27 protein-coding genes and 1 tRNA gene are annotated in these 23,649 nt (G+C 74.5%); 14 read left to right on the forward strand and 14 right to left on the reverse strand.

Features of this window, described 5'->3' with window-relative positions:
• Positions 1 to 8: 8 nt before the first annotated feature.
• A complete protein-coding gene (locus ASG41_RS16935; RefSeq protein ID WP_056297563.1) occupies positions 9 to 773 on the forward strand; it encodes an isoprenyl transferase in 765 nt (254 codons plus the stop codon).
• A 3-nt stretch (positions 774 to 776) separates the two neighbouring features.
• Here the strand turns inward: ASG41_RS16935 and ASG41_RS16940 are convergent, their stop codons facing one another.
• The 4 genes from ASG41_RS16940 to ASG41_RS16955 all read right to left on the reverse strand — a co-directional run bounded on the left by ASG41_RS16940 (position 777) and on the right by ASG41_RS16955 (position 5,007).
• Positions 777 to 2,390, reverse strand: a complete 1,614-nt coding sequence (locus ASG41_RS16940) for a serine/threonine-protein kinase (protein WP_056297565.1) — start codon at positions 2,388 to 2,390, stop codon at positions 777 to 779.
• Between the two features lie 81 nt (positions 2,391 to 2,471).
• Complete coding sequence (locus ASG41_RS16945) at positions 2,472 to 4,142, reverse strand: serine/threonine-protein kinase (RefSeq protein ID WP_056297568.1); 1,671 nt, start codon at positions 4,140 to 4,142, stop codon at positions 2,472 to 2,474.
• A 65-nt stretch (positions 4,143 to 4,207) separates the two neighbouring features.
• Positions 4,208 to 4,594: a Fur family transcriptional regulator gene (locus tag ASG41_RS16950; protein WP_056297571.1), complete on the reverse strand. Its 387-nt coding sequence runs from the start codon at positions 4,592 to 4,594 to the stop codon at positions 4,208 to 4,210.
• Positions 4,594 to 5,007, reverse strand: a complete 414-nt coding sequence (locus ASG41_RS16955; RefSeq protein ID WP_082557037.1) for a metalloregulator ArsR/SmtB family transcription factor — start codon at positions 5,005 to 5,007, stop codon at positions 4,594 to 4,596. Before ASG41_RS16955 ends, ASG41_RS16950 begins: the two co-directional genes overlap by 1 nt.
• Before the next feature lie 48 nt (positions 5,008 to 5,055).
• Here ASG41_RS16955 and ASG41_RS16960 point away from each other — a divergent pair, with 48 nt between their 5' ends.
• The 9 genes from ASG41_RS16960 (at position 5,056) to ASG41_RS17000 (ending at position 14,014) form a co-directional block, all read left to right on the forward strand.
• Positions 5,056 to 5,334, forward strand: coding sequence for an antibiotic biosynthesis monooxygenase (locus ASG41_RS16960; RefSeq protein ID WP_157519475.1), 279 nt, complete (start codon positions 5,056 to 5,058; stop codon positions 5,332 to 5,334).
• Positions 5,335 to 5,396: 62 nt separating this feature from the next.
• Positions 5,397 to 6,821, forward strand: a complete 1,425-nt coding sequence (locus ASG41_RS16965; RefSeq protein WP_056297579.1) for a glycine--tRNA ligase — start codon at positions 5,397 to 5,399, stop codon at positions 6,819 to 6,821.
• A 405-nt stretch (positions 6,822 to 7,226) separates the two neighbouring features.
• On the forward strand, positions 7,227 to 8,390 hold the full coding sequence (gene dusB, locus ASG41_RS16970; protein ID WP_056297582.1) for a tRNA dihydrouridine synthase DusB: 1,164 nt from the start codon (positions 7,227 to 7,229) through the stop codon (positions 8,388 to 8,390).
• Complete coding sequence (locus tag ASG41_RS16975) at positions 8,387 to 8,839, forward strand: hypothetical protein (RefSeq protein WP_056297585.1); 453 nt, start codon at positions 8,387 to 8,389, stop codon at positions 8,837 to 8,839. The genes dusB and ASG41_RS16975 overlap by 4 nt, the downstream gene beginning before the upstream one ends.
• 58 nt (positions 8,840 to 8,897) lie before the next feature.
• Positions 8,898 to 9,518: a YdcF family protein gene (locus ASG41_RS16980; protein ID WP_056297588.1), complete on the forward strand. Its 621-nt coding sequence runs from the start codon at positions 8,898 to 8,900 to the stop codon at positions 9,516 to 9,518.
• A gap of 11 nt (positions 9,519 to 9,529) precedes the next feature.
• A complete protein-coding gene (locus ASG41_RS16985; protein ID WP_157519476.1) occupies positions 9,530 to 10,021 on the forward strand; it encodes a hypothetical protein in 492 nt (163 codons plus the stop codon).
• Positions 10,022 to 10,038: 17 nt separating this feature from the next.
• On the forward strand, positions 10,039 to 10,623 hold the full coding sequence (locus ASG41_RS16990; protein ID WP_235564865.1) for a hypothetical protein: 585 nt from the start codon (positions 10,039 to 10,041) through the stop codon (positions 10,621 to 10,623).
• Positions 10,623 to 13,463, forward strand: coding sequence for a DNA primase (gene dnaG, locus ASG41_RS16995; protein ID WP_056297596.1), 2,841 nt, complete (start codon positions 10,623 to 10,625; stop codon positions 13,461 to 13,463). The genes ASG41_RS16990 and dnaG overlap by 1 nt, the downstream gene beginning before the upstream one ends.
• Complete coding sequence (locus tag ASG41_RS17000) at positions 13,460 to 14,014, forward strand: hypothetical protein (RefSeq protein ID WP_056297599.1); 555 nt, start codon at positions 13,460 to 13,462, stop codon at positions 14,012 to 14,014. Before dnaG ends, ASG41_RS17000 begins: the two co-directional genes overlap by 4 nt.
• Before the next feature lies 1 nt (position 14,015).
• Here the strand turns inward: ASG41_RS17000 and ASG41_RS17005 are convergent, their stop codons facing one another.
• A complete protein-coding gene (locus tag ASG41_RS17005; protein ID WP_056297603.1) occupies positions 14,016 to 14,228 on the reverse strand; it encodes a hypothetical protein in 213 nt (70 codons plus the stop codon).
• Between the two features lie 115 nt (positions 14,229 to 14,343).
• Between ASG41_RS17005 and ASG41_RS17010 the strand changes: the two genes are divergently transcribed.
• Positions 14,344 to 14,419 (forward strand) — tRNA-Asn (locus ASG41_RS17010).
• Positions 14,420 to 14,475: 56 nt separating this feature from the next.
• Here ASG41_RS17010 and ASG41_RS17015 read toward each other — a convergent pair.
• From ASG41_RS17015 to ASG41_RS17030, 4 genes are all read right to left on the reverse strand, one after another.
• Positions 14,476 to 15,366 (reverse strand): alpha/beta hydrolase, encoded by an 891-nt coding sequence (locus ASG41_RS17015; protein WP_082557039.1) that lies wholly within the window; start codon positions 15,364 to 15,366, stop codon positions 14,476 to 14,478.
• A complete protein-coding gene (locus tag ASG41_RS17020; protein ID WP_056297610.1) occupies positions 15,363 to 15,929 on the reverse strand; it encodes a quercetin 2,3-dioxygenase in 567 nt (188 codons plus the stop codon). The genes ASG41_RS17015 and ASG41_RS17020 overlap by 4 nt, the downstream gene beginning before the upstream one ends.
• Positions 15,930 to 16,024: 95 nt before the next feature.
• Positions 16,025 to 16,768: an IclR family transcriptional regulator gene (locus ASG41_RS17025; protein WP_056297614.1), complete on the reverse strand. Its 744-nt coding sequence runs from the start codon at positions 16,766 to 16,768 to the stop codon at positions 16,025 to 16,027.
• Positions 16,769 to 16,821: 53 nt separating this feature from the next.
• Positions 16,822 to 17,346, reverse strand: a complete 525-nt coding sequence (locus ASG41_RS17030; protein WP_056298250.1) for a GNAT family N-acetyltransferase — start codon at positions 17,344 to 17,346, stop codon at positions 16,822 to 16,824.
• A 76-nt stretch (positions 17,347 to 17,422) separates the two neighbouring features.
• On the opposite strand from ASG41_RS17030, the gene ASG41_RS17035 reads away from it, so the two are divergent.
• Positions 17,423 to 17,677 carry a hypothetical protein gene (locus ASG41_RS17035; RefSeq protein ID WP_056297617.1) on the forward strand — a complete coding sequence of 85 codons (255 nt, stop codon included), beginning with the start codon at positions 17,423 to 17,425 and terminating at the stop codon, positions 17,675 to 17,677.
• Between the two features lie 16 nt (positions 17,678 to 17,693).
• On the opposite strand, the gene ASG41_RS17040 is transcribed toward ASG41_RS17035, so the two are convergent.
• Entirely contained in the window at positions 17,694 to 18,899 is a 1,206-nt protein-coding gene (locus ASG41_RS17040) for an acyl-CoA dehydrogenase family protein (RefSeq protein ID WP_056298252.1), read from the reverse strand.
• 28 nt (positions 18,900 to 18,927) lie between these two features.
• Here ASG41_RS17040 and ASG41_RS17045 point away from each other — a divergent pair, with 28 nt between their 5' ends.
• Positions 18,928 to 20,058 (forward strand): glycerate kinase, encoded by a 1,131-nt coding sequence (locus ASG41_RS17045; RefSeq protein ID WP_157519506.1) that lies wholly within the window; start codon positions 18,928 to 18,930, stop codon positions 20,056 to 20,058.
• On the opposite strand, the gene ASG41_RS17050 is transcribed toward ASG41_RS17045, so the two are convergent.
• From ASG41_RS17050 to ASG41_RS17060, 3 genes are read right to left on the reverse strand one after another with little or no spacing between them, the layout of a single operon-like run.
• A complete protein-coding gene (locus ASG41_RS17050; protein ID WP_056297621.1) occupies positions 20,051 to 20,656 on the reverse strand; it encodes a GyrI-like domain-containing protein in 606 nt (201 codons plus the stop codon). The genes ASG41_RS17045 and ASG41_RS17050 overlap by 8 nt on opposite strands.
• Positions 20,653 to 21,156: a DinB family protein gene (locus ASG41_RS17055; protein ID WP_056297625.1), complete on the reverse strand. Its 504-nt coding sequence runs from the start codon at positions 21,154 to 21,156 to the stop codon at positions 20,653 to 20,655. Before ASG41_RS17055 ends, ASG41_RS17050 begins: the two co-directional genes overlap by 4 nt.
• A gap of 31 nt (positions 21,157 to 21,187) precedes the next feature.
• Entirely contained in the window at positions 21,188 to 22,402 is a 1,215-nt protein-coding gene (locus tag ASG41_RS17060; protein ID WP_235564866.1) for a serine/threonine-protein kinase, read from the reverse strand.
• A 208-nt stretch (positions 22,403 to 22,610) separates the two neighbouring features.
• On the opposite strand from ASG41_RS17060, the gene ASG41_RS17065 reads away from it, so the two are divergent.
• On the forward strand, positions 22,611 to 23,135 hold the full coding sequence (locus tag ASG41_RS17065) for a gamma carbonic anhydrase family protein (protein ID WP_056297630.1): 525 nt from the start codon (positions 22,611 to 22,613) through the stop codon (positions 23,133 to 23,135).
• A 6-nt stretch (positions 23,136 to 23,141) separates the two neighbouring features.
• Here the strand turns inward: ASG41_RS17065 and ASG41_RS17070 are convergent, their stop codons facing one another.
• A complete protein-coding gene (locus ASG41_RS17070) occupies positions 23,142 to 23,621 on the reverse strand; it encodes a DUF2505 domain-containing protein (protein WP_056297633.1) in 480 nt (159 codons plus the stop codon).
• Positions 23,622 to 23,649 lie beyond the last annotated feature (28 nt).

The raw sequence follows: 23,649 nt of genomic DNA on the forward strand, positions 1-23,649 counted from the left end.
GAGTCGCAGTGAAGCGCGAGGTCAGGGCACCGAACCCGCACCCCTCCGGTGCCCGGCCGCCGGACGTGCCGGCCGACAAGGTGCCGCACCACGTCGCCGTCGTCATGGACGGCAACGGCCGGTGGGCCAAGCAGCGCGGACTGCCCCGGACCAAGGGCCACGAGGCGGGGGAGTCCAGCCTCTTCGACTGCGTCGAGGGCGCCATCGAGATCGGCGTCAAGGCGATCAGTGCCTACGCCTTCTCCACGGAGAACTGGAAGCGCAGCCCCGAGGAGGTGCGCTTCCTGATGGGCTTCAACCGCGACGTCATCCGCCGCCGCCGCGACGAGATGCACGAGCTCGGGGTGCGGGTCCGCTGGGCCGGTCGCCGTCCCCGGCTGTGGCGCAGCGTCATCGACGAGCTGCAGGTCGCCGAGGAGCTGACGAAGGACAACGACGTCCTCACCCTCACCATGTGCGTCAACTACGGGGGGCGGGCCGAGATCGCCGACGCCGCGGCCGCCATCGCCCGCGAGGTCGCGGCCGGCCGGCTGAACCCGGACAAGGTCACCGAGAAGACGGTGGCCAGGTACCTGGACGAGCCGGACATGCCCGACGTGGACCTCTTCCTGCGCAGCTCGGGGGAGAACCGCACCAGCAACTTCCTGCTGTGGCAGTCCGCCTACGCCGAGCTGGTCTTCCAGGACACCCTGTGGCCGGACTTCGACCGCCGGCACCTGTGGGCCGCGGTCGAGGAGTACGCCTCCCGGCAGCGCCGCTTCGGTTCGGCCTGAGGGTCAGCCGAAGCGGCTGTTGGCCTCGTCCTCCCACCAGTCGGTGAGGTCGTCGAGGCCGTCCTGCCCGCCGCCGGGCACGGTGAGGACGGTCAGCGTGGCGTTGTCGCTGGAGGTCCAGAAGAGCACCGCGTCGCGGCCCCCGGCCACGGCGCAGCCCACCCGGCCGGCGACCTGACCGTCGCTGGACCAGTAGGCGTAGCCGGTCTCGTCCGGGCAGCTCTCGTCGCTGGACAGCGGCGGCAGGTCGCGCCGGTCGACCTCCAGCAGGAACTGGTCGTCGGCGGCCGCACCGTCGGTGTAGCTGCGGACCTCCACGCTCTGCGGGCCCGGCTGCACCGGTGAGGGACCGCAGGTCAACGCCGCCGTCTGGTCGCTGTCGGTGAGCTCGGCGGAGCTGCACTCCGCGACGCCGGCCGGCAGCACCGCCCGCAGGCCCGCCTCGGCCGCCGAGGTCGTCGGCGCCGCGGTCGAGGTGGGTGCGGCGGTGCCGCCGGAGGAGCCGCGGTCGACCAGGAACGCGACGCCGACGACGACGAGGGCCACGAGCACGGACCCGGCCAGCACCCAGGGCACCCAGCGTGGGGTGGCGGGCGAGGTGGGCACCGGTGCCGACGGTCCGGTCGGCGGCGAGCCCCACCGGCCGGCGTCGGGCAGCGGCGTCCCCGGCCGGGCGGGGCCGCCCCACACCCCGGGCGGGCCGGGGTCGGAGAAGCCCACGGACTGGGGCCGCGGCGGGGGTGGGCCCGGCGCGACGGCGGACTCGTGCTGGGGGGTGACCCCGCCCGAGGTCAGCGCCGCGCGTGCGGCGGTCGCCATCGCGCCGGCGCTGGGCCACCGGTCGGCCGGGGACTTGGCCAGTCCGCGGGCCACCACGTCGTCCAGCGCCGGGGGCAGGCCGCCGCGGACCGAGGACACCCGTGGTGCCGGGGTGTTGAGGTGGGCGTACATCATCTTCGCCAGCCCCTCCCCGGTGAAGGGACGGCGGCCGGTGAGGCACTCGAAGAGCACGCAGGCCAGCGCGTAAACGTCGGTGCGGGCGTCCACCGGGGCCTCGGTGAACCGCTCGGGCGCCATGTAGTCGAAGGAGCCCAGCGCCGAGCCCGTCTGGGTCAGCGAGGGGCCCTCGGTGCTGGCCGAGGACCACGCGATGCCGAAGTCGACCAGGTAGACGAACTCGTCGCCGGGCTCCCCGGTGACCAGCACGTTGGAGGGCTTGACGTCCCGGTGCACCAGGCCCTCGGCGTGCGCGGCGTCCAGCGCGCGCGCCACCTGGCCGGTGATGGACACCGAACGGGCCGGGTCCAGCGCGCCCTGGGCGTGCAGCAGGTCGCCCAGGTCGGACCCGGTGACCAGCCGCATGTCCAGGAACAGCCGGCCCTCGACCTCGCCGTAGCGGTGGATCGGCACGACGTGCGGCTCGGACAGCCGGGCGGCGGCGTGCGCCTCGCGGCGGAACCGCTCGCGGTACGCGGCATCCCCGGCCAGACCGGCCGACAGCACCTTCAGCGCGACCGTGCGGCGGTGCTCGGTGTCGTAGGCGCGGTAGACCTCGCCCATCCCGCCGCGGCCGATCAGCCCCTCGATGCGGTAGGCACCGAACTGACCTGACTCCACGACCGCCTCCCCGCACCGGACGGGTGCCCGGGCGCTCCGGGGGAGTCTAGGTGCGGTACCGGTGCGTGCCGGGACCCCGGCTCAGACCGTGAAGTCGCTGAGCGCCGGGTCGTTCCACCACTCCCACAGTGCGTCGAGGTCGTCGTCGGTGCCGTCGGGCAGCTGGGCGAACCCCTCGGCCCGGGCGTCGAGCTGGGTCCAGACCAGCGTGGCGTCGCCCGTGGGCCCGATCGTGCAGGCGACCTCGCCGGCCCGGACCCCGTCCTGGGTCCAGTCGCGGTGGCCGTACGCGCCGTCGTCCCCGGGGCAGGGCGAGCCGGAGGGCAGCGGGTCCAGGCCGAGGCCGCCGACGTCGGCGGCGAACACGTCGGAGAGGGTGCCCTCGTCGGGGTAGAGGTAGAACGCTGCGTACGCCGGGCCCTCCCCGGAGACGGTGGCGCCACAGTCCAGTGCCGCGATCGCGCCGTCGTCGGGCAGGTCGCGGGTGGTGCAGGAGTCGGCGTCGAAGTCGGCCGGCAGGGCGGCCCGCAGCTCGGCCTCGGCGTCGGACCCGGCCGGGGTGCTGCCGGTCTGCTCCGCCGACGTCGTGGACGGCGCGTCCGTGGTGGACGTGGTGGCGACGGTGGGGGTCGGGGTGGGGTCGGCGCTGCTGCCGGACCCACCACCCCGGGTCAGCACGACCGCACCGACGACCAGCAGCGCGACGACGACGGTCACCACCAGGGCCACCACCAGCGCCGGGCTCGTGCCCCGGGCGGGCGGGACGGCGGTCGGCGGCGGCGCGGTCGGCCAGCCGGGTCCGCTGGGGACCGGGTGCCAGGGGGCGGGGGTGTGCGGGGGCCCGGTGAAGCCGATGGTCTGTGCCCGCGGGGGCACCGGCGGGCCGGGCGCCGGGGCGGCGGGGACCGGCCGGATGCCGGCGGACCGCAGCGCCGCCCGGGCCGCTGCGGCCAGCTCACCGGCCCGGGCGAACCGCTGGGCGGGGTCCTTGGCCAGTCCGCGGGCGACGACGGCGTCCAGTGCGGGCGGCACCCGCGGGTCGAGGGTCGACGGCGCCGGGGCGACGGCGTTGAGGTGTGCCCACATCAGCGCCGGCAGCCCGGTGCCGGTGAAGGGACGCCGGCCGGTCAGGCACTCGTGCAACACGCACGCCAACGCGTAGACGTCGGCCCGGGCGTCGACCGGGGCGTCCAGGAAGCGCTCGGGGGCCATGTAGTCGAAGGAGCCCAGCGCGGCGCCGGTCTGGGTGAGGGCGGTGGCCTGCGCGTCGGCGGTGGACCGGGCGATGCCGAAGTCGACGAGGTAGGCGAACTCGTCGTCCCCGGTGCCGGTGAGCAGCACGTTGGAGGGCTTGACGTCGCGGTGCACCAGGCCCTCGTCGTGGGCGGCGTCCAGGGCGGCGGCGACCTGGCTGACCAGGGAGACCGCCCGCTCGGGGCTGGTGCGTTCCCGCTCCAGGACGGTGGCGAGGTCCGCGCCGCGGACCAGGCGCATGTCCAGGAAGAGCCGGCCCTCCAGCTCGCCGTAGCGGTGGATCGGGACGACGTGGGGTTCGGCGAGGCGCGCGGCGGCGTGCGCCTCGCGGCGGAACCGCTCGCGGTAGTCGGGGTCGGCGGCCAGGTGCTCGGGCAGCACCTTGAGGGCGACGACGCGCTGGTGCTCGGTGTCCTGGGCGCGGTAGACCTCGCCCATCCCGCCGCGGCCGATGAGCCCCTCGATCAGGTAGGGACCGAACTGCCGGCCTGGCTCCACGACCCGCCCTCCCGCGCCGGAGGGGCCCGGCTGGCAGGGAGTCTAGGGGTGGCGGGCGGCGGTGATCACCCTGCTGCGCGGCAGGCGGCGCAGGTGCCGAAGATCTCCAGCGTGTGGCTGACGTCGGCGAAGCAGTGCTCGGCGGCGACCCGGTCGGCCCAGTTCTCCACGGCGGGCCCAGCGACCTCGACGGTCCGCCCGCACCCGCGGCACACCAGGTGGTGGTGGTGCTGGGTGCTGCAGCGGCGGTAGAGGGCCTCGCCGGAGTCGGTGCGGATGGAGTCCAGCTCGCCGTCGTCGGCCAGGGCCTGCACGGCGCGGTACACGGTGGACAGGCCCACGGAGTCCCCGCTGGCGCGGAGCTTGGCGTGCACCTCCTGGGCGCTGTGGAAGCCCTCGAGGTCGTCGAAGACCGCCGCGACGGCGGTGCGCTGGCGCGTGGTGCGGACCATCAGCCGATGGTGGCACGGCGCGGGCCGGCCGGTGCGGTGGCGTGGGTGTGGTCCTGGTCGTGCGCGGTCTCGCCCACGGTGTCCGCGGCGGGGGCGTCGTCGTGTGCGGCGTGCTCGATGGCGTCGCGGACGATGTGCCCGACGTGGTTGTCGACCAGCCGGTAGTGGACCTCGCGGTGCCGGCGGTCGCCCACCACGAGGCGGGCCCCGCGCAGCACCCGCAGGTGCTGGGAGACCAGCGGCTGGGGGACGCCGAGGGCGTCGACGAGCTCGTGCACGCAGCGGCTGCCGTGCTCGTCGAGCAGCGCCACGATGGACAGCCGCAGCGGGGAGGCCAGTGCCGACAGCAGCTCGCTGGCCGCGGCGACGTCGGCGGTGGTGTGCCGGGTGGCGGGGAGGGGGGCGACCGACATGACACCATGATCCCTGCATGTGAGAACCATTGTCAACAGGAGGTGGCCGTGTTCGCGGTGACGAGGTTCCGGGTGTCCGAGGACGACGCGGCCGGGCTGGTCGCCGACGCCGACGCCCTGCTGGCGGTGCTGCGCGCGCGACCGGGGTTCCGGGACGGCGCCTTCGGCCGGGCGGCCGACGAGGACGGTCTCTACGCGCTGGTTACCACCTGGGAGGGCGTCGGGGCCTACCGCCGGGCGCTGTCCGCAGCCGAGGTCAAGGTGGCCGGCGCCCCGGTGTGGCTGCACGCCGTCGACGAACCCGGGGCCTACCTGACGGGGGAGTGAGAGCCGCGGGCGACTACCGTCGTCGGGTCCCCCGCCGACCGCCAGCCGGATGGAGCCCTCCCGTGGCCACCGAGAACAACCCCCAGACCGACGCCCCCCGCAAGGCCGACCCCGCCCGCCTGGACAAGGTGGTCAACCTCTGCAAGCGCCGCGGCTTCGTCTTCCCCTCGGGTGAGATCTACGGCGGCACCCGCTCCGCCTGGGACTACGGCCCGCTGGGCACCGAGCTCAAGGAGAACATCAAGAAGCAGTGGTGGCGCACGGTCGTGCAGAGCCGGGACGACGTCGTCGGCCTGGACTCCTCGGTCATCCTGCCGCGCCAGACCTGGGTCGCCTCGGGCCACGTCGGGGTCTTCACCGACCCGCTGACCGAGTGCCAGAACTGCCACAAGCGGTTCCGCGCCGACCACCTCGAGGAGGCCTTCGAGGAGAAGAAGGGCCGCGCCCCGGAGAACGGCCTGGCCGACATCACCTGCCCGAACTGCGGCGTCACCGGCTCGTGGACCGAACCGCGCGACTTCAACATGATGCTGAAGACCTACCTCGGCCCGGTCGAGGACGAGTCGGGGCTGCACTACCTGCGCCCGGAGACCGCCCAGGGCATCTTCGTGAACTTCGCCAACGTGATGGGCGCCGCGCGCAAGAAGCCGCCCTTCGGCATCGGCCAGATCGGCAAGAGCTTCCGCAACGAGATCACCCCCGGGAACTTCATCTTCCGCACCCGGGAGTTCGAGCAGATGGAGATGGAGTTCTTCGTCAAGCCCGGCGAGGACGAGCAGTGGCACGAGTACTGGCTGGAGCAGCGCACCGCCTGGTACACCGACCTCGGCATCGACCCGGACAACCTGCGGCACTTCGAGCACCCGGCCGAGAAGCTCTCGCACTACTCCAAGCGCACCGTGGACATCGAGTACCGCTTCGGCTTCCAGGGCTCGGAGTGGGGCGAGCTCGAGGGCATCGCCAACCGCACCGACTTCGACCTGAAGACCCACTCGGAGCACTCGGGCACCGACCTGTCCTACTTCGACCAGACGACGAACGAGCGCTGGACGCCCTACGTCATCGAGCCCGCAGCCGGCCTCACCCGCTCGCTGATGGCCTTCCTGGTCGAGGCCTACCGCGAGGACGAGGCCCCCAACGCCAAGGGCGGCGTCGACACCCGCACGCTGCTGGCGCTGGACCCCCGCCTCGCGCCGGTCAAGGCCGCCGTCCTGCCGCTGTCGCGCAACGCCGACCTCTCGCCCAAGGCCCGCGACCTCGCCGCGGCCCTGCGCAAGAACTGGAACGTCGAGTTCGACGACGCCGGCGCCATCGGCCGCCGGTACCGCCGGCAGGACGAGATCGGCACGCCGTTCTGCCTGACCGTCGACTTCGACACCCTCGAGGACGACGCGGTGACCGTGCGCGAGCGCGACACCATGACCCAGGAGCGCGTCGCCCTGGACCAGGTCGTCGGCTACCTGGCCCAGCGCCTGCCCGGCTGCTGACCCACGCCCAGCCGGTCACCTGGCAGGGACCCGGTCACCGCACCCGGTGACCGGGTCCCTCCGGGGTGACCGGCTGGGTCGACGGCCGGCCTGCGCGAGGATGCCCGGGTGCTGGTCGCGTAGCGCTCGTTCGAGGAGTACTGCGCCTTCTCCGGGCTCACCGAGCGCGACCTGGCCGACCGGGTGCTCGACTGCTCGGCCGGTGCCTGGTCCGACGTGCTCGACCGTGGCTGGCACGAGGAGGCGCTCCTCGATCTGCTCCTGCGCCACGTCGGGTGAGGGCAGACTCCGGTCCTCCAGGGACGCAGTCGCCCTGCAGCGGCACAGCGTCCCTGGACGGCGGGAGTCCGGGGCGGGTGGACGACGGCCGGCGGCGGGTCGGAGCGGCCCGCCTACCCTGGAGCGGTGACCGCCGTCCTCGATGCCCGCCCCGCAGGCGCCCTCGCGCCGCTGCGGCTGGGCGCGCTGACCGTGGACCCCGCCGTCGTGCTCGCCCCGATGGCCGGGATCACCGGCCCGGCCTTCCGCACGCTGTGCCGGGAGTTCGGGGCCGGGCTCTACGTCTGCGAGATGATCACCACCCGCGCGCTGGTCGAGCGCAACGAGAAGACGCTGCGGATGGTGCGCTCCACCACCGAGGAGCACGACGCGTTCTCGGTGCAGCTCTACGGCGTGGACCCGGCGACCGTGGGCCGGGCGGTGGAGCTGCTGGTCGACGAGTGCGTGGCCGGCACCCGGCCCGCGCACATCGACCTGAACTTCGGTTGCCCGGTGCCCAAGGTGACCCGCAAGGGCGGGGGAGCGGCACTGCCCTGGCGCCGACGGCTGTTCGGCGACGTCGTCTCGGCGGCCGTGCGTGCCGCCGGCGACGTGCCGGTGACGGTGAAGACGCGCGTGGGCATCGACCCGCAGCACCACACCTACCTCGAGGCCGGCGCGATCGCCCAGGACGCCGGGGCGGCCGCGATCACCCTGCACGGTCGCACCGCCGACCAGCTCTACAGCGGCACCGCCGACTGGACGCACATCGCCCGCCTGGTCGAGGCCGTGGACATCCCGGTGCTGGGCAACGGCGACGTCTGGGAGGCCGACGACGCGCTGCGGATGGTGGCCGAGACCGGCTGCGCGGGTGTCGTCGTCGGGCGTGGCTGCCTGGGGCGGCCCTGGCTGTTCGGCGACCTGGCCGCCGCCTTCGCCGGGTCGACGCAGCGCGCGCTGCCGACCTTCCGGGAGGTGGCCGCCGTCATGCACCGTCACGCCACCCTGCTGGCCGCCGAGCACGGCGAGACCCACGGCTGCTCGGACTTCCGCAAGCACGTCGCCTGGTACACGAAGGGCTTCTCGGTCGGCTCGGACACCCGCCGGGCACTGGCCATGGTCAGCTCGCTCGACGAGCTCGCCGAGCTGCTGGCGGGCGTGGAGGACCAGCCCTACCCGCTCGCCGTCCTCGGCGCCCCCCGCGGCCGGACGACGCCGCCCCGCCCGGTCGCGCTGCCCGAGGGCTGGCTGGACGACCGGGACGACCCGCGGCCCCCCGCGGGCGCAGAGCTGGAGACGAGCGGCGGATGAGCACCGAGGGCCCCTTCCTCTACGACGACGACCCGCAGCCGCTGCACGCTGGTGCGGGACGGCCCCGCAAGGGCCTGCTGCTGGCCCTGGGCGGCGGCACGCTGGCCGTGGCGCTGGTCGCGGTCTTCTCCCTCAACGCCCTGCAGGGCAGCCCGGAGGAGCAGGTCGAGCAGGTCGCCGACGTGTTCACCCGGGCGCTCGTCGCCGGGGACGACGAGACGGCGTGGGGCCTGTTGTGCAACGCCGAGCAGGAGCGCCTGCAGCCCGCCGAGGTGGCCGGGGACTACCTGCAGGCGGGCACCCCCGACGTCGGGACGGCGACCGAGACCGAGCTCGACGGTGTCGACGCGCGGCTGGTCCCGGTCCGCTGGGACGACGACGGTGCGGTCACCGAGACCGAGCTGACCCTGGTGGCCGAGGACGGCCCCAAGGTCTGCGCAGGCAGCTGACCCGCCGGCGCCCGGTGCGGCACCGGTCCTGACAGGGGCGTCTGGTACCCATGACGCCATGGTCGGTGGCTTCGTGGGACGCGCGCTCGGTGCCGCCGTGCTCGCCGCCGCGCTGGTGGCCGTGTCCACGGCCACCGCGATCTGGTGGACCGCGCGGCAGGACGCCCAGCCCGAGTCCGACGCGATCGTCGTGCTGGGCACCGCGCAGTACAACGGCGTCCCCAGCTCGATCTTCGAGGCCCGGCTGGAGCACGCGCTGGCCCTCTGGGAGGACGGCGTCGCCCCGGTCGTGGTGACCGTCGGGGGCCGGGCCGACGGCGACGTGTTCAGCGAGGCCGAGGCCGGTGCCGACTACCTGGCCGACGCCGGCATGCCCGCCGACAGCCTGCTGGTCGTGCCGGAGGGCGTGGACACCCTGGAGAGCATGCGGGTCGTCGCGGCCGCGTTCGACGAGCGCGGCTGGTCCACCGCGGTGCTGGTGACCGACCCGTGGCACGCGATGCGGGCCGAGCGGATGGCCGAGGACTCCGGCATGGACGCCAGCAGCTCGCCGACCCGGCAGGGGCCCGCCGTGCAGACCCGGGCCACCCAGTTCCGCTACATCGTGCGGGAGACGGCGGCCTACCTGCTCTACCGGGCGACCGGCGAGAGCGTCGCCGGCGCCCCGGGCATCGGATGACCGTCTACACGTTGACCGCCCCCGGCCACCGGGGTCAGGGACCCGGGGTGCGGGCCGTCGTCGTCGGCGGGGAGGGCGACAAGGAGGCCGCGGGCGGGCTCGTGGTCGCCACCCTGCAGCCCGGCTACTGGCGGGAGCGCGCGCGGGCCCTGGTCGAGGGCTCCGAGTGGGTCTTCGGCAAGGAGAGCGGTTACCTCGGGGGCCGGCTGTCCGCCGAGCCGGAGGGCACGACGCGGTTGCGCGCCGTGCGCACCTCGTTCTGGACCTCGCGGCACGACGTGGACCTGGAGGGTCTGCTCGTGCAGGTCCAGGGCGGGGCGCGCAACCGGGTCTGGACCCTCGCCGACGGGAGCCAGCTGGGCAGCAGCGGCCGCATCGGCTTCTGGAACCCGGTGCCCACCCTCACCCTGCGCGACGACGTCCCGCTGCACCACGCCGTCTTCCTCCTGTGGCTCGAGCACACGTTCACCCGGCGCAACCAGGCTGCCGCGGCTGCTGCCTGAGTGCGGTGGACACCGCCGTGACGCCGTCCCCCCGCAGCGGGATGATGGTGTCGGGGCGGGCAGGTCGGCCGCCCGGACGAGGGGGAGCGGTGCTCGAACTGGGCAAGGCCGGAGAGCACGGGACCGGCGGGGGTGTGGTCCCGGTGCTGGCCGACGGGCGGGTCGTGGCCACGCTGCAGACGTCGAACTGGCGGACGCAGGCGGTCGCCGTGGTCGGTGACCGGTCGTGGACCTTCGACCGGCGCAAGCAGGAGCTCGTGGGCCGTTGGACGCCCGAGCCCGCCGACGCCGTCCGGGTGCGTGCCCGGCAGACGTCGATGTGGAAGGGCACCTGGGAGGTCGACCTCGAGGGGACCGTCGTCACCGTCGAGAGCGACTCGTACTGGAAGGGCACCCACCGGGTGCTGGCCGGGGGGCGGCAGGTCGCCGGGTCCGGCACCGTGGGCACCTGGTCGCCTCGCCCGACGCTGACCGCCGACCCTCAGGTGCCGCTGGACCACCAGGTCTTCCTGCTGTGGCTCCTCGTGGTGATCAGCCGCCGCAACACCTCCACGATGGCCGCCGCCACCGGCGCGATCGTCATCGCCGGGGGGAGCAGCTGATGGTGGGCGAGCGCCGCGGCCGCATCCGCGCCGCCGACATCGCCACGGTGCGCGAGCGCAGCAAGATCGACGAGATCGTCGGTGAGCACCTGCAGCTCAAGCGCGCCGGTGGCGGGTCGCTGAAGGGCCTGTGCCCCTTCCACGACGAGAAGTCCCCGTCCTTCCAGGTCACCCCGACGCGGAACCTCTTCCACTGCCTGGCCGGTGAGACCGGTGTGCTCACCGAGAACGGGACCGTCCCGATCCGTGAGCTCGCCGGCAAGACCATCCGCGTCCTCAACGGCTCGGGCGGGTGGGTCGAGGCACCCTTCAGCGCTTACGGGGTGCAGCGCCTCATGCGGGTCACCCTGACCCGCAACGGCCGCACCAAAGAGCTCCACGCCACCGACGAGCACCGCTGGTTCGTCCCGTCCGGTGCCTTGCGCCAGCACCGCCGCGAGAAGCTGACGCGGGACCTGCGCCCGGGGGACCGGCTGTCGCACTCCTTCCCGATGAGCCGGGTGCTGAACCCGGCGACCCGACCCTCGCCGTTCGGCATCGGGCGTGGGGTCGTCTACGGCGACGGCACCCGGGCTGGTGCCGGGTCCATCGCCGTCCTGTACGGCGAGAAGGACCTCGAGCTGGCCCGGTACTTCGACGGCTGCCGCTCGTGGACCGAAGAGCGCGGGACGCGTTACTACGGCATGCCGGCCTACTTCAAGGACGAGCGGCCGGCTCTGGACGAAGACGCGTCCTACCTGCTGGGCTGGTTGGCCGGGTACTTCGCCGCAGACGGATGCGTCGCCGAGGACGGCGACGCCATCCTGAACTCCGCGCGTCAGGAGGACCTCGAGTACGTCCGGGTGCTGTGCACCCGGCTGGGCATCGGCACGTTCGGCGTCGCCAAGCAGACCCGCATGGGCATCGACGGCGTCATGAGCGACGTCTTCAACGTCCGTTTCATGACCAAGGGGTTGCCCGTCTCGTTCTTCCTCCTGGCCCACCACCGAGAGCGGCACCTGGCGAGGACGAAGGCGCACGAGCGGGAGAACTGGGTCGTGCAGTCGGTGGAGTGGTCCGACCGTGTGGAGGAGGTGTACTGCGCGGAGGTCCCCGGGACCCACGCGTTCACCCTCGAGGACAACATCCTCACCGGGAACTGTTTCGGTTGCGGGGAAGGCGGCGACGTCATCTCCTTCGTGCAGAAGATCGACCACCTGTCCTTCTCCGAGGCCGTGGAGCTGCTGGCCGGTCGGGCCGGGGTGCAGCTGCAGTACGAGGACGACGGTGGTCGGCCCACCGGTGCCCCGAACCGGGCAGCGGCCGGGCAGCGGGCCCGGCTGGTCGCGGCCAACACCGCGGCCGCGGACTTCTACGCCGCCCAGCTGATGACGCCCGATGCGGCGATCGCCCGCACCTTCCTGGCCGAGCGCGGCTTCGACAAGCAGGTCGCGCTGGACTTCGGCTGCGGGTTCGCCCCGGCCGGCTGGGACACCCTCACCAAGCACCTGCGGCAGGCCGGGTTCAGCCAGGAGGAGCTCGAGCTCGCCGGGTTGAGCAAGCAGTCCAGTCGGGGCAGCTACATCGACCGGTTCCACCGCCGGCTGCTGTGGCCCATCCGGGACATCACCGGCGACGTCATCGGGTTCGGGGCCCGCAAGCTCGCCGACGACGACCCCGGGCCCAAGTACCTCAACACCCCCGAGACGCCGCTGTACAAGAAGTCGACCGTGCTCTACGGCGTGGACCGGGCCAAGCGGGACATCGCCCGCCGGCACCAGGCCGTCGTCGTCGAGGGCTACACCGACGTGATGGCCTGCCACATCGCCGGGGTGACCACCGCCGTCGCCTCCTGCGGGACGGCGTTCGGAGCCGAGCACATCAACGTCCTGCGCCGGCTGCTGATGGACCAGGACGAGTTCCGCGGGGAGGTCGTCTACTGCTTCGACGGCGACGCCGCCGGCCAGGCTGCCGCGATGAAGACCTTCGCCGAGGACCAGCGCTTCGTCGGCCAGACCTTCGTCACCGTCGAGCAGGAGGGCCGGGATCCCTGCGAGCTGCGCCAGGCCCACGGCGACGCCGCCGTCCGCGACCTGGTCGCCCGCCGGGTCCCGCTGATCGCCTTCGTGCTGAAGACGACGCTGGCCGGCTACGACCTGGACACCGTCGAGGGCCGGGTGCAGGCGCTGGAGAAGGCCGCCCCGATGGTCGCCGGCATCAAGGACCACGCGTTGCGCCCGGCCTACGCCCGGCAGCTGGCCGGGATGCTGGGCAACACCGACGAGGCCGAGGTGCTGGCCAAGGTGCGGGCGATCACCGGGGAGGACCAGCCGACCCGCGCCCCCAAGCGGCAGAAGGCGCCCTCCCGCTCGGCCGACGACGCCGCGTTCTTCATCGAGCGTGAGGCGGTGAAGGCCGCGCTGCAGTCCCCGGAGCTCGCCGGGCCGGTGTTCGACGCCGTCCCGGAGGCGGCCTGGACGCACCCGGACTACGCGGCGATCGCGGCGGCGGTGGCGGCTGCCGGTGGCGCTGCGGCCGCGACGGTCACCGGCATGGCGTGGCTGGACCTCGTCCGGGCCCACTGCGACCGGGAGAGCGCGCAGGCGCTGCTCACCGCACTCGCCGTGGAGCCGATGATGGCCCCGGGCGAGGAGGTCGACAGCGGTTACGTGCAGGCCGTCGTCGCGCGGTTGCAGGAGATGGCGGCCGTCCGCCGGGTCGCCGCGGTGAAGGGGAAGCTGCAGCGGATGAACCCGGTGGAGTCCCCCGACGAGTACACCCGCACCTTCGGCCAGCTCGTGGCCCTGGAGCAGGAGGCCCGGTCACTGCGGGAGCGGGCGATGGGCGGCCTGGGCCGGTGAACCCGCTGCGCCGGCTCACCCAGCGCTTCGGCCGCCCCCCGGACCAGGTGGCGGCCGCCGCGGGCGGGGAGGACGTGCTGGCCTGGGGTGAGCGGGCCGGTGGCGGCTGGCTGGCGGCCACGTCGGCGGGGCTGCGCGGCGTCCCCGCCGGGCCGGACGACGGTGCACCGGACCTGCTGCCCTGGCACCTGGTCGGGCACGCCCGGTGGGCGGCCGCGGAGACCGGCGGGACCTTCACGGTCACCCCGCTGGTCGAGGTGGAGCCCGGCGTCCAGGCGCGCGGGCCGATGACCCGGCACGTGCTCACCGACGCGGGGGAGCTGCCCGCGGTGCTGCGCCGGCGGGTGGACCAGACGGTGGTCGCCAGCCAGCGGCACCCGCTGCCCACCGGCGGTGGCGTGGTGCTGGTGGCCCGGCGGGTCCCGGGACAGGAGGCCCGGGAGTGGAGCGTGGTCTTCGACGACGACGCCGACCGGGACGACCCGGCCGCGCGTCAGGTGGCGCGGGACCGGCTGGCCGCCGCCCTGGACTCGGACGACGCCAGCCGCTGACTCAGGGGCGCCCGGGCTCGCTGCCCAGCCGGGTCTTCACCGAGCTGATCGCGGCGTCGGCCGAGGCCTGCACCATGCCAGCCGCGGACTGCAGTCGGGGGTCGTCCTTGGCGTGGTCGTAGGCACGCCGGATCTGGTCGTACCGGCCGCGGCCGGCCTTGGCACCCAGCACGTAGCCGGCACCGAAGCCGGCGAGGAAGGACAGCTTGGCCACGAGGACCTCCGGGGTGTGGGGGAGTGGGAACCGCCGACGCTACCGGCCCGACACGCCCGGTACCCCGTGGGAGCCCGGCCGTGGGTTGGGGTAGTCTGGCTGCCGCACGACGCGGTCCCCCGTAGCTCAATTGGCAGAGCATTCGACTGTTAATCGAACGGTTTCTGGTTCGAGTCCAGACGGGGGAGCCAGCACCCACAGAGCCCGGCCGGACGACGTCCGACCGGGCTCTGTGCTGTCCGGTCGCTCAGGTGCCCGGCAGCAGGTGGGCGCGCAGGAACGCCACGGTCCGGGCGAGTGCCTCGTCGGCTGCGGCGGGGGTGCCCAGCCACATGTGGTCCGCGCCGGCCAGCAGGTGCAGCTCCACCGGGGCGCCGGCTGCCTCCAGGGCCCGTGCCAGGGCCACGCTCTGGGTGTGCGGGACCAGCCGGTCGGCGTCCCCGTGCAGGAGCAGGAACGGCGGCGCGGCCGGCGTGACGTGCGTCAGCGGGCTGGCCTGGGCGGCGAGTGCGGGCACCGTGGCGGGCGGGGCGCCCAGCAGCTGTGCCTCCCGGGTGGTCGGGTCGGTCGGGTCGGCCGGCACGGTCGCCACGTCGCTGGGGCCGTACCAGGCGACGACCGCGCCCACCGCGCTCGAGGGGCCGGTGACCCCCACGTCGCCCTCCAGGTCGGGGCCGGCGAGACCCACCATCGAGGCCAGGTGACCGCCGGCGGACTCGCCCCAGGTGGCGACCCGGTCGGCGTCCAGACCGAGCTCGTCGGCCCGGGACCGCAGCCACCGGACGGCGGCCCGCACGTCGTGCAGCTGCGCCGGCCACACCGCCTCACCGGACAGCCGGTGGTCCACCGAGGCGACCGCGATGCCGGCGGCCGCGACGACCTCGAAGGGGGAGGGGGAGGCACCGGCGTAGGCGGGGCCGACCGAGTGCCGGCTGCCCAACCGCCACCCACCGCCGTGCACGAAGGCGACGACCGGCACCGGGCCCGCGGGGTCGGCCGGGAGCCAGAGGTCCAGCTCCAGGGGCCGCGCCCCGGGCAGGTCCGCGTAGGGCACCCCGGCGAGCACCCGCACCCCGCCCGAGGCGAGCCGGGCCGGGGGCAGGGCGGCGGCGTGCGCCGGTGGGGGAGCGCCCGTCACGACCGCGGCGCCGCGTCGGGCCAGGTGTGCCCGGGGAGGAAGCGCATGGCGTGCTGCTGCGCCGCGGCCTGCATGCGGGGCAGGTCGGGGACGAACGGCGGCTGGTCGGTGGTGGCGTGGTCGGTGACCTGGCCCATGTGCTGGAAGAACCGCTCGAACCCGCCGGACAGCACGCCCATCATCCGGGCGGATTCGACCACCTGGTAGGCGTGGGTGAACCCGGCGGGCACGAACCCGAAGTCGCCGGCGCGCAGCAGCTGGGTCTGCGCGACGCCCTCGGCGTCCTCGAAGAACAACCGGACGGCGCCCTCCAGGACGGAGAACGTCTCGTGGGTGGACTCGTGGGAGTGCGTCGGGATGACGTCGCCGGCGGGGGACTCGCTGGTGACGATGCCGAACTGGCCGCCCGTCTCGTCCCCGGACAGCAGCACGGTGAACAGGTCACCGAACAGCACCGCGTGCTCGCCCTCCCCGCGGCGCAGCACGTAGGGCTGGGGCCGTCCCGGCAGCACGCCCTGCCAGCGCGGTCCGTCGCTGGGGTCGATCAGGTACTCGAAGCTCATGGCTGCTGCTCCCGGGTCGGGTCGTCGTCGACACCCCTGAGCATCGGGGACGACGCCCTGTCAGCCCAGCCTGCTGCCATTGGCCGGCACGGCGGTCAGCCGACGCCGATCGACCGCCGCGCACCCAGGCCCCGGGAGACGGCCCGGGCCGCGGTGCGCACGGCGGGCCCGAGCAGCCGGCCCTCGGCGTCCCCCCGGGGGACGACGACCGACAGGGCGGCCACCACCTGGTCCTCGGCACCGAAGACGGGCGCCGCGACGCTCACCAGCGGCTGTGGCTCACCGCGGTGCAGCACGTGCAGCCCGGTCCGCCGCACCTCGGCCAGCGTCCGGCGCAGCTCGGACGCCGACACCGCCACCTGCTCCGGTTCGTGCACCAGCGGGCGCCCCAGCACGTCTTCCTGGACGTCGGCCGGTGCGTGCGCCAGCAGCACCAGGCCGACACCGGTGGAGTGCAGCGGCAGCCGCCCACCGACCTCGTAGAGCACCGGCAGGGCGTGGTGGGCCGACACCCGCTCGACGAGCAGGGCCTGCTCGCCGTCCCGGACGGCCAACAGCACGTGCTGCCGGGTGACCTCGCCGAGGTCGCCCAGGTGCGGCATGGCCACGGCCCGCAGGCCCTGTGCGCGGGGGGACAGCGAGGCGACCTCCCACAGCCGCAGCCCGATGGAGAACCGGCCGTCGACACCGCGCTCCAGCGCGCCCCACGCGGTCAACCGGCCGGCCAGCCGCAGCGTGGAGCTGGTGGGGATGCCCGACCGGCGGGCGAGGTCGCCCAGGGTCAGCGACCGGTGGTCGGCGTCGAAGGCGTCCAGCAGCCGCAGCGCATGGTCGACCACGGGCTCGCCGCGCGGTGGCCGGTGGCCGCGTGGCCGTGCCGCGGGCAGGGGGCTCAGAGGGACTTCTCGAACGCGTAGAGCCGGTCCAGCACCGGCATCGCCCGGAGCTCCTCCACGTCGGTGGGCCGCAGCCGGTCGAACAGCGGCGTCCACCCCGCGCGCAGGTACAGCTCGCGGGCCTCGGGCTGCAGCGGTCCCGTCGTCAGCGTCATCCGGGTGTACCCGGCGGCTGCGGCCTGCTGCTCCAGCTCGGTGAGGACCCGGCGGGCCAGGCCGCGGCGGCGGTGGTCGCGGTGGGTCCACATCCGCTTGACCTCCGCCGTCCCGGGGTCCTCGTGGGCCCGGTAGGCGCCGCCGGCGACGGGTTCGCCGTCCTCGAGCAGGAGCAGGAAGAGCCCGGCCGGTGGGAGGAACTCGGCCGTCGGGTAGCGCTCCATCTCCTGCGCCGCGCTGCCGAACAGGTCGCCGTAGCGGGCGTCGTACTCGGCGAGCAGGTCGGTGAGCAGCGGTTGGGCGCGCGGGTCGTCGGGGGAGACGACGACGGTGACGATCGGGTCGTCGGGGGCGGCGGCGGACACGTCCACCGACGGTAGGCGACGTGATCTGCCGCGGAATCGGTGTTAGTCAGACTGTGTCGCAGGGCACACCAGGACCGTGGACAGCTACGCAGTCGGGTTCTCCCGACCAGACCGTTGGACGCCGGGCCGACCGGCCGAGAACCGCAGCCCCTGGCACGCCGTCGAGGCGCACCGCCCCGCGGGCGAGCTCGACGGGGAGGTCGAGCTCGCCGCGTGCGGGGCGATCGTGCAGGTGTGGGGCTCGCAGCGCTGGGAGCGGGTGGGCGCCCGGGACAGTGCCTGCCCCGAGTGCCGGCGGATCACCACCCGCCAGCTCAGCCGCGCGAGCTGACCGCCGGCCGCGGAGGTCACTCCCTGCGGGGACGCCGACCGGTGATCGCCGACAGCCCGGTGACCTCGCGGCCGACGATGAGCGCCTGCACGTGGTCGGTGCCCTCGAAGGTGTAGATCGCCTCGATGTCGGCGTGGTGGCGGGCGATGTGGTGCTCGAGCAGGATCCCGTCGCCGCCGAACAGGTCGCGTGCATCGGCGATGATCGTGCGGGCCTTCTTGCAGCAGTTCATCTTGGCCAGCGAGGCCATCGCCGCGGTCATCCGGCCCTCGTCGGCCAGCGTGGACAGCCGCCAGCACATCAGCTGCATGGTCGTGATCTCGGCCAGCATCCGGGCGAGCTTCTCCTGCACCAGCTGGTAGCCGGCGATCGGCTGGCCGAACTGCTCGCGCTGCAGGGTGTGCGCCAGGGCCAGCTCGTAGGCCGACTGCGCGACGCCCAGCGCCCGCCAGGCGACGGTGTACCGGGTGCGGTCGAGCACCTGGGAGACGTCCTTGAAGTTGTGGCAGTTCGCCAGCTTGTCCTCCGCGCCGACCCGGACGTTCTCCAGCGTGATCTCGGCCTGCCACACCGCCCGCAGCGCCGTCTTGCCGGTCATCACCGTGGCGGTGAACCCGGGCGTGCCCTTCTCCACGACGTACCCGCCGACGTTGCCGTCCTCGTCGCGCGCCCAGATGAGCACGATGTCGGCGATCGACCCGTTGCCGATCCACTTCTTGGCCCCGTTGAGCACGAAGCCTTCGCCGTCGCGGGTGGCCGTCGTCCCCAGCGCGACGGCGTCCGAGCCGTGGTCGGGCTCGGTGAGGCCGAAGGCGCCGATGGTCTCCATCCGGGCCATGCCCGGCAGCCAGCGCTCCTTCTGCTCCTCGCTGCCCAGCAGGTCGATCGACTGCATGGCCAGGAAGCTGTGCACGCCGTGGAAGGTGCCCATCGAGCCGTCGGCCCGCGCCCACTCGGCGGCCACCAGCCCGGCGGCGACGGCGCTCATGCCGGCCGAGCCGTGGCCCTTGACCGTGCCGCCCGCGATGCCCAGGTCGGCGAGCTTGGGCACCAGGTGCGCCGGGAACTCGGCCCGCTCCCAGTAGTCGTTGATGATCGGGGTGACCTCGGCCGCGCAGAACGCGCGCACCCGGTCCCGGATCTCCAGGTCACCGGGGTCGATGAGGTCGTCGACGGCGTAGAAGTCGGTGGCGGGGGCGAGGGTGTCGGCGTCGGTGCTCACGACCTCGGACGCTAGGCCGGTGTCCGGCATGCTGCTCGTCGTGCGCATCGTCATCGCCCCGGACAAGTTCAAGGGCACGCTGGACGCCGACGGCGTGGCCGACGCGATCGCGGCCGGGGTCGTCCGGGTCCACCCCGACGCCGAGGTGCTGCTGCGCCCGGTCGCCGACGGCGGGGACGGCACGGTGGCCGCGGCGCTGCGCGCGGGCTGGACGCCGCTGGCCGTCCGGGTCGCCGGTCCCGACGGCGAACCCCGGCAGGCGGTCCTCGCCCTGGACGGCGGCACCGCGCTGGTCGAGCTGGCCACCGCGGCCGGCCTGCACCTGGCGCCGCCCGCGCCGCTGACCGCGACCACCCGCGGCGTGGGAGACCTGCTGCTGGCCGCGCTCGAGGCAGGGGCCCGCCGGCTGGTGGTCGGCATCGGCGGCAGCGCGACCACCGACGCCGGCACCGGGATGCTGACCGCGCTCGGCGTCCGGTTCCTCGACGCGGCCGGCGACGCGCTGCCCCCCGGGGGCGCCGCGCTCGCCCGGCTCGACCGGGTCGACGTCACGGGCCTGGACCCGCGGCTGGCCGGCGTCGACGTGCTGATCGCCACCGACGTGGACAACCCGCTGACCGGCCCGCGCGGCGCCGCGGCGGTGTTCGGCCCGCAGAAGGGGGCCACGCCCGACGACGTCGCGGTGCTGGACGCCGCGCTGGCCCGGTTCGCCGCGGTGGTCCGCCGCGACCTGGGCGTGGAGGTGGACGCCGTGCCCGGCGCCGGGGGAGCGGGCGGGACGGCGGCCGGGGCGCTGGCCGTGCTGGGCGCGCGGGTCACCTCGGGCGCGGACCTGGTGTGCGACCTGGTGGGCCTGGACGCCGCCCTGGCCGGGGCCGACCTGTGCCTCACCGGCGAGGGCGCGCTGGACGAGCAGACGCTGTCGGGCAAGGCGCCCGCCGTCGTCGCCCGTCGGGCCGCGGCCGCCGGCGTCCCGTGCGTCGGGATCGCCGGCGTCGTCCGGCTGGCCCCCGCGGAGCTGGCGGCCGCGGGGTTCGCGGCCGGGCACGCGTTGACCGAGGTCGAGCCGGACGTGGCGGTGTGCCTGGCCGAACCCGCCCGGTTGCTGGCCGACCTGACCGAGCAGGTGCTCCGGGGCGCCGCGCCGACGATCAGCTGACGGGCTGGCGGAGGATGGTGCGCTGCTTCTCCGGGGCGGTGCGGCGGGGGTCGGTCAGGTAGACCTCGTGGTGCCTGCCGGACGGCCGGAGCCCGGCGCCGGGCAGCACCTCGTGGTGCAGGCGGTGCAGCACCGGGCCCTCGTCGTCGAAGGGTCCGACGTGCAGCGTCTGCAGGCATCGCCCCTCCGACAGCACCTCGACCCGGACGTCGTCCAGCCGCTCGGGCGCCTTGGGCCGGGTCCGCTCGACCGCGGCTCCCACCTCGTCCGGCCCGAGCCAGTCGGGGACGAGCAGCAGCAGCGTCCACTCCCAGCGCGCCTTGTCCCGGCGCCGGGTGAAGGTGTCCATGTCCTCGGCCCACCACAGACCCTCCAGCGGCGGGACGACGTAGTCCCGTCCGGCGGCCTTGCTGGCGAACTTGAGCGCGTACGCCACCGGGTACAGCGCCTGCACCGCGGTGCCGAAGGCCTCGGTGTTCGGGTCGCCCTGCCCGTCCACGGCCAGGTAGGCGCGGTCGGGGATGGTCAGCGTGCGGAACTCGCCGCGGTGCGCCCGGTAGGTGTCGTCGTCCTTCGGGTCGACCTTCGGTGCGGTCACACGGAGAGCAGACCACGGACGTAGGCCGCCTGGCCCGCGTGCTGCAGGTCGTCGGTGACCACGCTGACCAGCCGTACGCCCAGGGTCACCGGCGGGTCCCAGTCCTCGTCGACGACACGGTCCAGGTCGTCGTCGGACAGCGTGGCCAGGTACGCAGCCGTGGCCTCGTGCACCGCGGAGTGGTATGCCAGCAGCAGTTCGGCGTCCGCGCGCACCTTCCCGACGTCCTCGGCGTCCATGCCGTAGCCGGTCTCGGCGTCGTCGAAGGGGAGCCCGAAGCGGGGGGCGAAGCCCTGCGCGGTGTAGACCTGCTCGTTGCCGGCGACCTCGGAGACGTGGTCGTCCTGCACCCGGGTGAGGTGCCAGACCAGCCAGGCGATCGTGTTCGTGCCCGACGGCGGGGCGGTGGCCAGCTGGTCGGCCGTCAGGCCGTCCAGGGCCCGGGCGACGGCGCCCTCGATGTTGTCGAAGGCGGCGGCGAGCAGTTCGTCGGTGCGCATGCGTCCGGGCCTACCCGGGGCGGCGGTGGCGTCAACCGCCGAGCAGCTGCCCGCCCTCGGCGACCAACCAGACGCCCCCGGCGACCAGGGCGATCACCGCCAGCAGGAGCAGCAGCGTGGGGATCACGACCCACCGGCGCTTGAACCGGAACCGGGGCCTGGCGGGGGCAGCAGGCCGGCCCGGGGTCGGCGCCGTGAGCTGGTCGGACAGTGCGCGGAGCTTGACCTTGGCGTCGTGGGCGCGGCGGCGCAGGTCGGCTGCGTCGAAGCGCTGCACCTGGACGCCGGCGGCGGCCTCCGGTGAGCGACGGGGCTCCGGGGCCGGTCGTGCGCCGGGATCGGGGGCCTGTTGCGGGGCTGCCTGCTGCGGGGCCGCCTCGTGCGCAGGGGCCGACTGCTGTGCGGGTGCCGGCTGTTCCGCGGGGGGAGCAGCGGGGGCCGCCAGGGCGGCGGTGAACGCCGTCCGGGCCTGACCGGGTGTCGCGCGCTGCTGCGGGTCGCGGGCCAGCATCGCGGCCAGCACCGGCTGCAGCGCCCCCGAGCGCACCATCGGCGCCGGGTGCTCGGTGACGACGGCGAGCAGGGTGGCCATCGGCTCGCCGCGGTCGAAGGGCGGCCGGCCCTCGGCGGCGGTGTACAGCGTGGCGGCCACCGACCACAGGTCGTCCTGGGGCTGTGGGTCCTGGCCGGTGGCGCGCTCGGGGGACATGTAGGCCGGCGAGCCCAGGATCATGCCGGTGCTGGTGAGCGTGGAGTCCCCGGTCGAGGTGGCGATGCCGAAGTCGGTGAGGTGCGCGCGGCCGGCGTCGTCGACGAGCACGTTGGCCGGTTTGACGTCGCGGTGCACGATGCCCGCGCGGTGGGCGGCGGCGACGGCGTCCAGCAGGTCCAGGCCGATCCTGGCGACCAGGTCCACCCGCAGCGGCCCGTGCTCCTCGACCAGCTGCAGCAGTGTGCGGGAGCGGACGTGCTCCATCACCAGCCAGGGCTTGCCGTCCTCCTCCACCACGTCGTGCACGGTGGTGACGGCGGGGTGGTCCAGGCGGGCGGCGGCGCGGGCCTCGCGGAACGTGCGCTCGCGCAGGACGGCCCGCTCGGCCTCGGAGACGTCGCTGCCGAAGGTGATCTCCTTGACCGCGACCTCGCGGCCCAGCAGCTGGTCGTGCGCCAGCCACACGACGCCCATCCCGCCCCGGCCGATCTCGTCGCGCAGCTGGTAGCGACCTGCCAGCACCCGCGACTCCACGGCAGGAAGCTACGCGGGCCGGGGCGCCGGGGCAGGTCGGGAGCTCAGTCGGTCTCGGGGTCGCTCTGCTCCTCGAGGTCCTGGGCCTGCACCTCGGTCTCCTGCTCCAGGGCGATGTCGCGGGGCTGTGGCTGGTCCTGCGGTGCGGTCATGTCCCCGACTGTGCCCCGGGTCACCGGCGTCCGCGAGCTGTGTGAGGCTGCGCGGCATGCCGATGTTCTCCTTCGAGGGCAAGCACCCGCAGGTGCACCCCGACGCCTGGATCGCTCCGACCGCGACGCTGGTGGGGGACGTGACCGTGGAGGCGCACGCCTCGGTCTGGTACGGCGTGGTGTTGCGCGCGGACTTCGGCGCGATCGTCGTCCGCGAGGGGGCCAACATCCAGGACAACTCGGTCCTGCACGGGGGAGAGGACCCGGTCACCGAGATCGGCCCCGGCGCGACCGTCGGCCACCTGTGCGTGGTGCACGGCTGCGTCGTCGGCGCCGAGGCGCTGATCGGCAACGGCACGACCGTGCAGGACGGCGCCCGGATCGGGGCCCGCGCCCTCGTCGGCGCCGGGTCGCTGGTGCCCCCGGGGATGGTCGTTCCCGACGAGGTGCTCGCCCTCGGGGCGCCGGCCCGGGTGCGCGGGCCGCTCACGGCCGGCGCCGCGCAGTGGGTGGACGGGAACCCCGCGATCTACCAGGAGCTGGCCCGGCGGCACGCCGCCGGGATCGTCGCGCTGGACTGAACCCGCTCAGCCGCCGAGGCGGCGGGTGAGTGCGTCGGCCTCCCTGGAGAGCACGACGACGGCGAGCTCGTCGACGCCCTTCTCGGCCTGGCGGCCCACGATCGGGGCGTCCACCGAGGAGTGCCCGTTGCTGCTGACCCGGGTGCCCTCGGGGGCGGCCTCGAGACGGCGGTGCCCGTCGAGCCGGACGTCCCGCCCGAAGAGCTTGGTGGTCACGACGACGGTGCCGCTGGCGCCGTCGCCCTCCGCCGTCCAGGTGCGGACGTCGAGGACCTCGACCCGGTCGCCGACGAACTTGGCGAACGCCGGCGGGATGCCCTGGGTGGGCACGCTGTAGCGCGCGGTGGTGCGGGTGCCCTCCACGGTCACCTCGCGGACGTCGGCGCCGAGGGCGGCGAGCGCCTCCCGGACGAAGGACTCCTCGGTCAGCGTGGCCAGGACGGTGGCCGGGTCGGCGGGCAGGGTGGCGTCGTGGGTGAAGGACACAGCCTCCATGGTCGCTGGGTGCGTACGG

Origin of the sequence: Modestobacter sp. Leaf380 (assembly GCF_001424485.1) — a bacterium.
In the GTDB taxonomy this organism is placed as follows: Bacteria; Actinomycetota; Actinomycetes; order Mycobacteriales; family Geodermatophilaceae; genus Klenkia.

Excerpts from the sequence above, each read along its gene's own strand:
- dnaG (WP_056297596.1), top strand. The coding sequence starts at position 10,623 with ATGGTGGGCGAGCGCCGCGGCCGCATCCGCGCCGCCGACATCGCCACG.
- ASG41_RS17055 (WP_056297625.1), bottom strand. The coding sequence starts at position 21,156 with ATGCGCACCGACGAACTGCTCGCCGCCGCCTTCGACAACATCGAGGGC.
- ASG41_RS16955 (WP_082557037.1), bottom strand. The coding sequence starts at position 5,007 with ATGTCGGTCGCCCCCCTCCCCGCCACCCGGCACACCACCGCCGACGTC.
- ASG41_RS16950 (WP_056297571.1), bottom strand. The coding sequence starts at position 4,594 with ATGGTCCGCACCACGCGCCAGCGCACCGCCGTCGCGGCGGTCTTCGAC.
- ASG41_RS16980 (WP_056297588.1), top strand. The coding sequence starts at position 8,898 with ATGGTCGGTGGCTTCGTGGGACGCGCGCTCGGTGCCGCCGTGCTCGCC.
- ASG41_RS17020 (WP_056297610.1), bottom strand. The coding sequence starts at position 15,929 with ATGAGCTTCGAGTACCTGATCGACCCCAGCGACGGACCGCGCTGGCAG.
- ASG41_RS16975 (WP_056297585.1), top strand. The coding sequence starts at position 8,387 with ATGAGCACCGAGGGCCCCTTCCTCTACGACGACGACCCGCAGCCGCTG.
- ASG41_RS17065 (WP_056297630.1), top strand. The coding sequence starts at position 22,611 with ATGCCGATGTTCTCCTTCGAGGGCAAGCACCCGCAGGTGCACCCCGAC.
- ASG41_RS17045 (WP_157519506.1), top strand. The coding sequence starts at position 18,928 with ATGCTGCTCGTCGTGCGCATCGTCATCGCCCCGGACAAGTTCAAGGGC.